Genomic DNA, 12,187 nt, shown 5'->3' with positions numbered 1-12,187 from the left:
ACAAAGCCAGTCGCTCCGCCGCCCGACAACGAGATGGAGTTATCAACGCCTGTCCAAGGTGGCGTGAGACATTTCGGTTTTCGGCGGTGGGCTTACTGCGGCGTCACGCAATTTGGCTTCGATCCGGGCGTCGGCTTCCTGCGGACTGACCGTATCCCAAAAATCGCCGTCCACGTTGTAGAGGAACGCCTTCGTCGTATGTTCGATGCGGTAGTTGTCGCCGGACTGCGGAATGATCTTCACGAAGACACCAGCATTGTCCGTAATGCGGTTTATGACTTGCGGTTCGCCTGTCAGCGCGATGATATTCTCCCCAAGGCTTTTGACAAAAGCATCAAGGCGTTCCGGAGTGTCCCGCGCGGGATCTACGGTGATGAACACGATCGGCAGGTCTTCATGCGTCCACCCCATCCGGGCTCGGATGCGCGAAAGCCAAGCAAGCATCGCCGGGCATCTGTCCGGACAGGATGCATAGCCGAAGTATGTAATGTACGGATGCCCCTTTAGGCTGGACCGCTGAAATAGTGATCCGTCCTGCGCGACGAGCCGATAGTTGCCGTCTTCAGCAACACCTGACTGTTCGTATCGCCTCTCCGGCCGCGCAGCCCACCACAGATACCCCGCCGCGCCAAGCAATAGCAGAAGCACGACAATCAGCCGCAGCTTACGCTCCATGAACGATCGCCGGAAGTCGCTCTGCATGGTCATGCCGCCGAGATAGCAGGTGAAAATCTCTTCGGAAGGATAAGTGTCGGTTTTTAGTCAGAATTAACAATCCTGTACGTCAGACTGGCCTTGCCTCGCGCAGGTATCACGACCGACCAGATCGTCCGTCCGTCCCTGCGCACAAGACGTCGCTGAGAGATACCCTCCATTGTCCCACCTGAGAAAATCCGGGCCTCGAAGCGCACAGGAACCGGCCGAGCATTGCTCACGTCCAATGCTACCGTACGCGATACGTCGTCAGAAGCGATCTGCCGGACGCTGGCCGCGATCTGCGTCGCCTCTCCAAGCACGATCTCGACGTCCTCCCCCACCGCGCGGTCCGGAAGCTCACCCTCCCCGGCCAAAAGCATTGCCCCTTGATCCGGGCCAGAGCGAACCGGTTCGAACACCGTTACCGGCCCACCCGGCAACGGCAGGCCCAACCCGTCTTCCTTGCGGTTGCGCGTGCGCAACATCTGGCGCACCTCTCCGACCCTGTCTTCGGAGACATCCGCACGATAGAGTGCCTCCATCTTCACGTCATGCTTCTGCGCCAACTCCACCTGCTTCTGCGCATTGGCCGCCACGGTAACCGGCACTGGCACCCGGTACAGCTTGAGATCGCCAAGGCCCTCCTGCTGCACGGTGACGGGCGCATTGAACGGACCCACACGCTGAGCCGTGACCACGATGTCGGCCATTTCCATCGCCGGCGCGGGCATGACCATAGGCGGAGGCGGCGGTGCAGGCGGGGGCGGTGGTGCCAGCTGCGACAGCGAACAGGTCAGTTCCAGTTCCCCGCCCGAGGGCTTTTCCCCTTGGGAGCTGTCCTCGCGGTTGACCTTGCCCGCGATCACCGCAGTCTCCGCATCGGCAAAACTCATGGAATCGCTGCTGGCCAGGGTTACCCACGCCGAGACATCGGCAGTCTGGCCATCCGCGTTCATTCGCACGACGTAGTTGGATTGCCAATCGAAACCCCAAGCGAGGTAGGACAAGGACAGCGTTGCCTTGTGCGCCACCTGGCTATCCGTTTCGATTGAAAGCGTCGGCTTCGCAGACAGGTCCCTTGGTGCTTCGGGATAGAGTATTTCGTCCTCGAGGCCGCCGCAGTTGGCAACCTCGAAGCCCGCTGCCGTCTGCACGATGGCAGCCCCATCAGGGCCAGAGCGGATCACCGCGCGCTCTTCGCGGACCGTGTCGGTCGCAAGGTCGGTTCGCCGCAAGATCACCGGCCGGCCAAACATGCGCGCGTAGAGGCTGCGTGGCGAAAGCAGGTCTGCATCAAGGTTCTTCTCCCGCACGCCCGAAGGCAGTCCGGTGACGATCGCGCTTTCCGGGAACAACCCCGCCGCCACGCCTTCGAAGCGCACGGTGGCCTTGCCCGCAGGTATATCCACGGTGCGCTTCTCGGTAACGAGTGCATAGCCTTCGAGCCAATCGAGATCCATCGCCTCGTCGCTGTCCCGGTCGGGCGCGCGATAGATGCTGACCGAGACGCTGTCGGACCCGAGCGATGTGACAAGGCCCTGTCCCAGCGCTGGTGCCGCGCTCAGCATCAGGGCCACGATGGCAAGGCGGCGCACCGGCGCGCTCAATATCGCGTGTCGAACTGCACGGTCAGCGTGGCCTCGCCATTGGCAGAGACCGGGACCTGCCACACCCGCTCGTCGGCCGAGCGCTGCTCGCCCTTGATGCTCTCGCTCGGCACGCGCGCATCATGCCACCAATTGTCGAGCCCGCCCTGTACCACTTCAACCGTCACCGGCGTGGCCCGGGCGTTGGTCACCTTGTAGGTCATTGTCGTGCGCCAGAACACCTTCTCGCTCTCCACCGTCACTTCGCTGGGGGCCTTGCCCGGCGTGGTGATGCGATAGCGCGCAGTCTTCTCCCATTCCCCGCTGTCGATCCGATCGCGCTTTTCAAGCACCGGCTGGACCTTCACGTCGAACGCCTCGCCAGTCTTGAGGGCAAGGCTGGATCCCATCGGGGTGTGGCCGATTGCATTCTCGCCGATGAACTGCGGCTGCCCGCGCGCATCGCGCATGTAGACCCGCACAGTGCCTGCAGGCAGGGCATCGCCCAGTCCGGCTTCCCTTGATGTCGAAAAGCGCAGCACCGTATCGGCGCTCTGCGGCTCGGTCTGGCTGGAAAGCCAGCCGTTGCGGAAGTGATAAGCCTTGGTCGCGGGCGCGCCGCCGACGTCGAGGAAGCTGACTTGCTTCTGCTGGGCGTTGGCGACCGTGGTTCGCCCGGCAATCGGATAGACGTAGAAGTCGCCCAGGCTCTCGCGATTTGCACTTTGCGTTCCGGGTCGGTTCCCCGGCATCATCGGACGCTGGGGCCGAAATCCGCCATTATAGCCGCCGCTGCCATCGCCGACTGCGCCCGCCACCAACAGCACCTTGGCCTTGTCAAACGTCGTGCCGCTATTGTTGGTGAGCGTGATCCAGCCCTGCACATCAATCTTGCCGGCTGCCTCATCGAACAATGCCACGTAATCGGCCTTCCAGCCGAATCCGCGCGAAAGATAGCTCAGCGAAACCGGGCGCGCGCCCGGCGCGGTCGTGTCCAGGGTTACCGACAACGTCGGGCGCGCCCGCAAGCCCGGCGGCAAGCTGGAAAACAGCACTCGCGCACTGTAATTCTGCAAGACTTCGATGTGGTTTCCCACGCGGACGATCGTTCCGCCGTTATTGGCGAGGATTGTCGCCGTCTCGCGCTTGTCGTCTGCCCCGCGCACGAGTGTCACGGTCTGTCCAACCGCTTTGTCCATCAGCTTTTCGGGCGTCAGCAGGTCGTAGTCGAAGTTCTGTTCGACAATGCTCGTGCCCCCGGCATTCAGCGTCACTGTCTCTGGTCGGATGGCTGCTGAAACATCAGGAAACTCCTGACGATGCCGCCCCGTCGGCAAAGACATCTGCCGCACGTCCTGCACCAGCGCGAGATCGTTGTTGTAGATGGTGAGCGAGACGTCGCCTTGCGCGCTTGTCGGAATGGTCTGAGCCAGAGCCACTATGGGAACAGCCGATCCCAGAAGACCAAGAACCTTGCGCATCTGCCCCTCCACCGTTCTCGCAAGGCTAACCTCTCTCCGGTGCCAGATCAACGCAGGCTGAACGACGGTTGCGATGAAACATGAGCGGCCTAAAGAGGAAAGATGGCCGAACACACATCAATGCTCCGCGATGGATTCCTCCTGCTCGGCTTCGCCCTGGCCTTCGTGTTGATCTTCCGACGCTTGGGGCTGGGGGCGACCTTGGGCTATCTCGTGGCCGGAGCTGTTGTCGGCCCGCAATTGCTGGGTCTGGTTGGCGATGCGGAAGAGAAGCTCGGCATCGCCGAACTGGGCATAACCTTGCTGTTGTTCCTGGTCGGGCTGGAATTGAACCCATCCCGGCTGTGGAAGATGAAGCGCGACATCCTCGGCCTTGGCCTGCTTCAGGTAACCGCTTGTGGGCTCGCCGTCGCAGGCATGATCCTGTTGACGACGGATTTCAGCTGGGAAGCAGCGCTGGCCCTGGGCCTGCCGCTGGCGCTCTCGTCCACGGCGCAGGTGCTGCCTATGCTGCAATCCTCGGGCCGATTGCGCACGCCGTTCGGCGAACGCGCCTTTGCGATCCTGCTCTTCCAGGATCTTTCGATCATCCCGATGATCACGATCATCACGGCAATGAGCCGCAACCCCGCCGATGCCGGGGGCCCTCCCGGGTGGCTGATGGTGCTCTACACTCTCGGCGCCATCGGGGGACTGATCGCCGCTGGCCGCTATCTGATCCGGCCGCTCTTCCGCCTGATCGGCAATCTGGGCGAGCGCGAGATGTTCGTGGTCGCTGCCTTGTTTACCGTCATGGCGTCGGCAGCCGTCATGGAACTCCTAGGTCTGTCGACAGCTTTGGGCGCATTTGTCGCAGGCGTCATGCTGGCAGACAGCCCCTATCGTCACGAACTCGAAGCCGATGTCGAGCCGTTCCGCTCGATTCTGCTCGGGCTCTTCTTCCTCGCCGTGGGCATGATGCTCAACCTTGCCGCCATCGCCGAGCGCCCCCTGTTCGTCGCGGGAATGGCCCTCGGCCTGATCGCGGTGAAGGCGGCGATCATCTTCGGCATCGGCCGCCTCTTCGGCATGCCCTGGCGCGGCGCACTCGCCCTCGGCCTGCTGCTCAGCCAAGGCGGCGAATTCGGCTTCGTGATGTTCACGCAGGCGCAAAGAGCACTGCTCATCGCTCCCGAAGCCGCCAGCCTCTTCGGAGCTGTTGTCACCCTGTCGATGGCCACGACGCCGTTTTTGATGATGGCGACAGCAGGGATCCGACGCGAAGCGGAGAATGCTTCGCCCGGAGAGCGCGAAGGCCCCCAGCCCGACGGTTCGAACGCCGTGGTCGTGGGTTTTGGCCGCTTCGGGCAGGGTGTCACGCAGATGCTTCTGGCCAGCAACATCCCGGTAACAATGGTCGATACCGACATCGAGATGATCGACGTGGCAGCCACGTTCGGGGCCAAGGTCTATTTCGGCGACGGGACAAGGCTCGATCTGCTGCGTCAAGCCGGGGCAGCGGAAGCGGAGATGATCTTCTTCTGCATGGACGGCGATCAGGTCACGACTGATCTGGTCGAAGCCGTGCACGAAGCTTTCCCGCGCGCGTCAATCTACGTTCGCGCCTACGACCGGCGCGCGCTCATCCGGCTGCGCGGCACGCCAGTCAGCGCCGTCGTGCGCGAAGTGATGGAGTCCGCGGTCAAGATGGCGCGCGTCGCCCTCGCTGACGCAGGCCTCTCGGCAGAAGATATTGCGCGCGCCGAAGACATGTTCCGCGCCAATGATCGCGAACGGCTCAAACTGCAGATCGAAGCGGGCGACGTCCGTGTCGCGCGTGACCGTATCATCACGGAGCCGCAAGGGCGTCCGGCCTGACGGGCTAGGCAAGCAACTCGGCGGCTTCGTCGCGAATGCGCTGCGCCAAGGTGCGGTAATCGTCCGCACTTGCCGATTTGGCACGCCAGGCAGCAACGATGGCACGTTCGCAGCGCCAATTCTGAACCGGCAAGCGAACGACCAGAGCATCGCCCCCCACTTCCGACCGAAGGTAAAGCTCTGGCAGAATTGCCAGACCAACACCGCTGCCCACCATCTGGTGAATGCTGTCCAGGCTTGTCCCCTCGTAATCCAGCAGCATCTCGGCACCGAGTTCGGCGCAGACACGCTGGACTTGCTGGTGATAGTGGTGGCGTGGATCAAGCGTCAAGAAGCGCTCACCCTTGAGGTCCGACCGGTCAATGTGGGCAATCCCGGCGAGGTGATGGCTGCGCGATGCCACAACGCTCATGGGCTCGTCGAACAGGGGGACGACCTCCAGGTCCTCACCAATCACCGGCCCCGGCCCCACCATCAGATCTATCCGACCCGAAGCGAGATCACGGGTCTGTTCGGCCGGGATCCCTTCACGGATATAGAAGCGCAAGTCGCTCTGTTCGGCATTGAGCGCGCCGATCAGGGCAGGCAAGAGGTAAGGCCCGAGAGTGGGCGTGATCCCCAGCCGGACGATCCCGGAAGGCTGCTTGCGCGCGCGCGCCGCAACCGCGCGGATGTCGCGGATTTCCCGCAACACCCGGCGCGCTCTTTCGGATATCTCGCGACCGACCGGCGTCAATTCCACGCTTTGCGCTGCGCGATCGATCAACGCGGTGCCGAGCCGATCTTCAAGAGCACGTAACTGATGGCTGAGGGTAGGTTGCGAAATGTTGCAGGACTGTGCCGCGCGCCCAAAGTGACGCAGTTCGGCAACCGCCAGGAAATACTCAAGCTGTCTGACTGTAGGCATGAGACCTCCGATAGAAGAATTCTATCAATTCGTCGCCGCTCTTTCGATTGGACGCAATGGCCTGGCCCCGGCATTGTGCAGGGGCAAGGCAAAAGAGGATGCCCCGCCGACGGTCGATCCCCCACAGTTCACGCTTGTCCCCCCTCGCTGAACTGCCCGACTGTCCCTTGATGCCTTGCCGGGGCGACGCACCGCCAGTCCGCGTCGCCCCAAGAGTTTCGCAACGGGCCTTGCGCGATCTACCCGACGCAAGGCGCGCCACTGCCGATCTGGCCCGCCCCCGGAAGCGGCAAGCCGACGGCAGCGGAGCACTGGCGGCGCATTGTGACGACCCTGGCACGAGGCGCCGCCAGACAATTCAGGGCTATCCCGCCCAGACCGAGAGGTCACTTGCCATGCTGAAGATATTGGCCGCGATTGCCGTAACGACCGGAACGCCCCAACCGCTGGAGGCCCACCACGCCTACCGCTTGCCTGAAGCCTCGTCTCCTCGCCCGGTCACGCATGATCGGCGCTGTTCAAGCACGCGCGAGGTCACGGTCTGTGCAAAGCGAGGCGATGGCCTACGCTTGGTCATGGATGGCGTAGAGGCCGGGCCACCGCTTCACCAGGCGCAGCTGCGGATCGCACCATCGCGCTGTGCCAACCCGGTCGAGAACGGATTGCGCTGCATCCGGCCCGAAGTGTTCGCCCGCTTGAACCTCGACGACTGAGGTCACGCTCCGCGTTCCAGTGCTGCGATGATGTGCTGGGCCAACAAGTGTGCCGTGTCCGAAAGGCCGGGCGCTTCGAGCAGGGCGATCTCGGTGTCGTAAAGCGGCGGCAGGCCAGCCTCCTCTCCAGCTGTCGCCAAGCCGGCAGGCACCATTTCCAGCGGCAGTACGGTGATCCCAAGTCCTGCACGCACCGCAGAAAGACTCCCCGCCAGGCTGGTCGATGTATAGGCCACGCGCCAGCCGCGCCCTATCGCGTCCAGTGCTTCCGTGGCGCGTTTGCGATAGACGCACGGCTCGGGCGAAACCACCAGCGGCACCCGCTCGAAGTCTGCCGCTGATTGCCGGTCCCGCGCGACCCAGACCAGTGGCTCGCGCCACACCCGAACGCCGTCCTGCACGTCCTGTGTCGGCTGGCGCTTTACCAGGACCAGATCGAAGTTTCCTGCGTGAAAGCGCTCGAGGAGATTGAGAGTCAGGTCGCAGGTAACCTCAAGCTCGACCAGCGGGTGCGCCTCGGTGAATGCTGCAAGAACCGAGGGCAGATGGGCCGTTGCAAAATCCTCGGGCACGCCGACGCGGACCGACCCGGCAATGTCCGGCTCGAACATCTCGGCCAAGGTTGCATCGTTCAGCCGCAGAATTTGCCGGGCCGGGCCGATCAGCCGTTCGCCTTCAGGCGTGATCGAAAGGTGTCGCGGGCTCCGCAAGAACAGCGAGCGCCCGACCTGCTCTTCAAGGCGCTTCAGTTGCAGGGATATCGCCGACTGCGTCCGGCCCAGCCTCTCACCGGCGCGGGTAAAGCTGCCCGTATCCGCAATCGTCACGAAGCAGCGCAAAAGGTCGATGTCGAGGTTCCGCAGGGCCATCACGGGATTTTATCATTGACGTTTGCTATCTTCAATATTTCATAAATTCGTTTCTAAAATCATCGACCGTGCTGCACCTGCGAAACGAAGGAGGCACACGATGAACCCGACAACCATGACTGCACCTGCCACAAAAAGGGGCTTTGCGCTTCGCCTCAAGCCGGCCGACTGGCCCGTTTTCGCCCTTGGCTCCCTGCTTGCCGCAACTATCGCCACCGGCCATGCCATGGTCACTACCCCAAGCGTTGCCCTGTCAGGACTTGGCATCCTGATCGCCGTCGTTGTCCTTGCCTTCTCCCGTCGACAACTGCGTGCAGACCGGCGCAGTGATTCCTTCACACGCCTCGCGACCAGCCTTGCCATAGCGACTGTCTTGCTGGGCCTGACCGCCGACGCCATGCTGCTCGCTGTCGCCTGGATCGTCTCGGGCCGCCTCATGGCTGGATTGATCGGCCATGTTGGCGAATGGAGCGAAGCCCGCGACGCCGCACGCCGCGCCACAATTGCCTTCACGATTGGCGACGTGGCGCTGATCGGCGCAGTGACCTTGCTGTCGATAGCCGCCGGATCGAGCGATATCGTTGCCATAAGGTCTGTCGTTGGGTCCTCCTCCCTTCTGACGACCACCGCCGCCTTTCTCCTGGTCATCGCCGCACTGGCCCGCTGTGCGATCCCGCCGTTCTCGAACTGGTTGATGCGCTCGCTGGCCGCGCCGACCCCGGTGTCCGCCCTGATGCATGCCGGTTTCGCCAATGCAGGTGGGTTTCTGCTCATCCAGTTTGCCCCCGTTCTCGAGGCATCGCCCCACGCGCGTTACGCGCTCTTTGCTACCGGCGTCGTCGCAGCATTGGTCGGCAGTGCCATCATGCTGGTGCGTGCCGACGTGAAGGGATCGCTCGCGGCATCGACCATCGCGCAGATGGGCTTCATGCTGCTCACGGTTGCGCTCGGCGCCTATGCTGCGGCTCTGTGGCACATGGTCGCTCACGGCCTGTTCAAGGCCTGGCTGTTCCTCGGCTCGGCAGGCACCATTTCCACCAGGCCGACACGTTCCAAGGGTCTGGCCCAGCCGTGGCCTGCGCTCATCGCGCTCGCAACGATCGCCGGTGCGATCTTCCTGATCGAGGCGCGCCGGGCTGATGCACTCCTGCCGGTCTGCCTCGCACTCACTGCGCTGCTCAGCGCCATGGCCGTTGCGTCACGATCTCTGCCGCGTGGACCACTGGGCGCAGTCGTGGCCCTGATGCCGGGCGCTCTGATTGCCCTCAACGCTGCGGTGCTCGTTCTGATGACCGCACTCCAGCCCGATGCCGCCCAGCCATTGCTGTCGCCTTACGGGCAGCTTGGCATCCTCTCGCTGTTTCTCGCCGGATGGGTCTGGCAGCAACGCATCGTGAGCGGCGAACAGGCTCTGCCTCCCTCCCTCTTCGCTCGCCTGCTTCATGCGGGCAACGCCCTCACCACTTCCACCCCCGTCTCCACCACCGTCATTGCGAAGGACTGAAGCCATGAACATTGCTACTGCGTCACTCGCACCCGATACCGGCGTTCCAGCCAGCCTCCAGGAAGAACGGCGCGAACTGCAAGCCCTTGTCGATATTGCCGGGCAGACTGTTGCCCCGCTCTGGCCGCTGGACAGTGCCATCGCCGTCAACCCGCTGTCGGGCTTCGAAGACCTCCCGTTCGAGGACGCCCTGCCCCAGGCTGCCCAGCTCTTCGGCGCCCGCCCCTCCCTCTCGCTGGTCCAGTGGCGCGCGCTCAAGGCAGAAGGCCGCATTGCTGATATCGCTTTCCGCAAGGCCGTGGTCGCCGCGCTTGGCGGTCTGGAACCGGCATTCGCGCCGCTCGGCCCCGATCTCAACGCCTATAACCTTCTGGTGGCGCGCCTTGTCGAGCTTCCAACGGACGACACTCCGGTTGTCCGCCGGGAACTCACCACGCCGATCGCCATACTTGCGCGGTACCTCGCGGCCTTCTTCGACCGCAACGCCACGCTCACCCTGCCCGGTCGTCAGCACGGCCTGTACAACAGCGTGAGCGCGGCGCTTCGTCATGATCCGGGCCTTGTCCGCGCAGGTGACGATACCGCCGCACACTGGCTCGCGAACGTCCCTGCCGATCCTCTCGAGATGCTACTCTTTGCCGCGCGCCGCGATGGCGTTTCCCGTGACCGGCGCCTTGGCTGGCTGCGTGGCCTCGTCGCCACCTTGCCGGGTTGGGCCGCGCATCTGCGCTGGCGCAGCGAGCATGGCGGCCCTGCCGCCAGTGCATCTGCCCCGGCATCGATGATCGAACTCATGGCACTGGTCGCGCTCGTCGAAGGCAGCGTTCGCAGCGGTCCCCGGGCACTGGCAGAACCTTCGCGCCAACACGCCCATGTCTGCCGCACGCTGCTCGCTCATTTCGGTCTTGATCCGGAAACGCCCGCCACGTGGTCGCAGGCTGCACGGGAGAGCCTGAACCGCATCGCCGCGATGTCGCTGGCCGAACTGGGACTGATCTTCCAGCAAGCAGCAGAGGCCAGCTTCCTCGGCACGATCGCCCCCCAGCTCGAAGGCGCATCGGCAAGACAGACCGCAAAGACCAAGGTGCCGGTTGCGGAAGCCCAGGCAGTGTTCTGCATCGATGTCCGCTCCGAACCCATGCGCCGCGCGCTGGAAGCACAGGGCCGCTACGAAACGGTTGGCTATGCCGGCTTCTTCGGGCTGCCCATCGCCATCTCGCCGGCCTGTGATGCACCGGAGCGCAACCAGCTGCCGGTCCTGCTTTCACCCTCCCACGTCGTGGCCGAACGCGCCGCGCAAGGGCAGGAGGCCGAGGCCAATGCACTGCTGGCGCGCCATGCCGCCCTCGCCGACGCCCGCGCCATTCTCGATACGACCAAGGGCGGTGCAACGGGCTTTGCGACGGCGGAGGCCGCTGGCCCGCTGGCAGCGGTCGCCCTGCTCGCGCGCACGCTTGCCCCACGCCTGACAGACGCCTTCCGCAGACGATTGGTGGGCGAACGGGGACACGTTCTCACGCCCGCCGCCTGCAACGATCATGGCCATGGCCACGGCAGCAACGCGATCCCGCTGGAACAACGCATTGCCTATGCGCGCACCATGTTCTCGCTGACCGGACTTTCGCCGGATACCGCGCGCCTCGTCGCGCTTGTCGGCCACGGCGGCTGCACCACCAACAATGCCTTCGCGGCAAGCCTCGATTGCGGCGCCTGCGGTGGCCATCCGGGTGGCCCGAACGCACGGCTCATGGCATCCATCCTCAACGACGGTCAGGTCCGCGCAGGCCTGGCCGATCAGGGCATTGCCATTCCGGATGATAGCTGGTTCATCGCCGCGCAGCACGATACCACCCGCGACGTGGTCGAAATCTTCGACCGCCAGCTCCTGCCGGGAAGCCACGTGGCCGATCTCGCCAAGTTCGAGCATGCCCTGCAAAGGGCCGGTGCGCAGTGCCGCAACGAGCGCGCCGCCCGCCTTGGCCGCTCTGCCGAAGACCTGTTGACCGGGGCCGCGCACTGGGGAGAAGTCCGCCCGGAATGGGGCCTGTCCGGCAACGCCGCCTTCATCGTCGGCCCGCGCGCGCTGACCGCGGAAATCGACCTTGGCGGCAGCGCCTTCCTTCACAGCTATGACTGGACAAGGGACAAGGATGGCAGCGCACTTGCGGGCATCATGACTGCGCCGATGATCGTCGCCCAGTGGATCAATTGCCAGTACCTGTTCTCGACCATCGACAACGAGGTGTTCGGCGCGGGCGACAAGACGACGCAGAATGTGGTCGGGGGCTTTGGCGTCGTGCAGGGCAGCGGCGGCGATCTCTGTGTCGGCCTGCCCCGGCAGTCGCTGTTCCATGATGATGGCACGCCCTACCACACACCACGCCGCCTTGCGGTCATCATCGAGGCACCGCTCCAGCGAGTCCAGGACATCGTCCTGGCGCATGATGTGGTCGGCCGACTGGTTGAAAACGGCTGGATCAATCTTGTCGTCATCGATCCGTGGAAGCACAAGGCCCACCACTGGGTCCGCGGCGAATGGGCCGCCCGGCCCTGCTGATCGGACCCTGTTGATCG

General features: G+C 64.0%; 9 protein-coding genes. 4 read left to right on the top strand and 5 right to left on the bottom strand.

Translation table 11 applies throughout. The features are described from left to right. Positions 1-42: 42 nt before the first annotated feature. Genes AC3WLM_RS11910 through AC3WLM_RS11900 form a run of 3 tightly spaced genes read right to left on the bottom strand, consistent with a single transcriptional unit; the run spans position 43 to position 3,763 of the window. Positions 43-708 (bottom strand): SCO family protein, encoded by a 666-nt coding sequence (locus AC3WLM_RS11910; RefSeq protein ID WP_492477462.1) that lies wholly within the window; start codon positions 706-708, stop codon positions 43-45. A gap of 50 nt (positions 709-758) precedes the next feature. After that, a complete protein-coding gene (locus AC3WLM_RS11905) occupies positions 759-2,303 on the bottom strand; it encodes a DUF4139 domain-containing protein (RefSeq protein WP_492477461.1) in 1,545 nt (514 codons plus the stop codon). Beyond that, a complete protein-coding gene (locus tag AC3WLM_RS11900) occupies positions 2,300-3,763 on the bottom strand; it encodes a DUF4139 domain-containing protein (RefSeq protein ID WP_492477460.1) in 1,464 nt (487 codons plus the stop codon). The genes AC3WLM_RS11905 and AC3WLM_RS11900 overlap by 4 nt, the downstream gene beginning before the upstream one ends. 102 nt (positions 3,764-3,865) lie before the next feature. On the opposite strand from AC3WLM_RS11900, the gene AC3WLM_RS11895 reads away from it, so the two are divergent. After that, positions 3,866-5,620 carry a cation:proton antiporter domain-containing protein gene (locus AC3WLM_RS11895; RefSeq protein WP_492477459.1) on the top strand — a complete coding sequence of 585 codons (1,755 nt, stop codon included), beginning with the start codon at positions 3,866-3,868 and terminating at the stop codon, positions 5,618-5,620. A gap of 4 nt (positions 5,621-5,624) precedes the next feature. On the opposite strand, the gene AC3WLM_RS11890 is transcribed toward AC3WLM_RS11895, so the two are convergent. Then, complete coding sequence (locus AC3WLM_RS11890) at positions 5,625-6,527, bottom strand: LysR substrate-binding domain-containing protein (protein WP_039332584.1); 903 nt, start codon at positions 6,525-6,527, stop codon at positions 5,625-5,627. 230 nt (positions 6,528-6,757) lie between these two features. Between AC3WLM_RS11890 and AC3WLM_RS11885 the strand changes: the two genes are divergently transcribed. Beyond that, positions 6,758-7,240, top strand: a complete 483-nt coding sequence (locus tag AC3WLM_RS11885) for a hypothetical protein (protein WP_492477458.1) — start codon at positions 6,758-6,760, stop codon at positions 7,238-7,240. Between the two features lie 2 nt (positions 7,241-7,242). On the opposite strand, the gene AC3WLM_RS11880 is transcribed toward AC3WLM_RS11885, so the two are convergent. Beyond that, positions 7,243-8,109 carry a LysR substrate-binding domain-containing protein gene (locus AC3WLM_RS11880; RefSeq protein WP_492477457.1) on the bottom strand — a complete coding sequence of 289 codons (867 nt, stop codon included), beginning with the start codon at positions 8,107-8,109 and terminating at the stop codon, positions 7,243-7,245. Positions 8,110-8,209: 100 nt separating this feature from the next. Here AC3WLM_RS11880 and AC3WLM_RS11875 point away from each other — a divergent pair, with 100 nt between their 5' ends. Continuing rightward, positions 8,210-9,613: a proton-conducting transporter transmembrane domain-containing protein gene (locus tag AC3WLM_RS11875; protein ID WP_492477456.1), complete on the top strand. Its 1,404-nt coding sequence runs from the start codon at positions 8,210-8,212 to the stop codon at positions 9,611-9,613. A 4-nt stretch (positions 9,614-9,617) separates the two neighbouring features. Further along, positions 9,618-12,170, top strand: coding sequence for a DUF2309 domain-containing protein (locus AC3WLM_RS11870; protein ID WP_492477455.1), 2,553 nt, complete (start codon positions 9,618-9,620; stop codon positions 12,168-12,170). Positions 12,171-12,187 lie beyond the last annotated feature (17 nt).

Source organism: Novosphingobium sp. FW305-C-30-35 (assembly GCF_058783135.1).
This window is presented reverse-complemented; position numbering and strand designations above follow the sequence as displayed.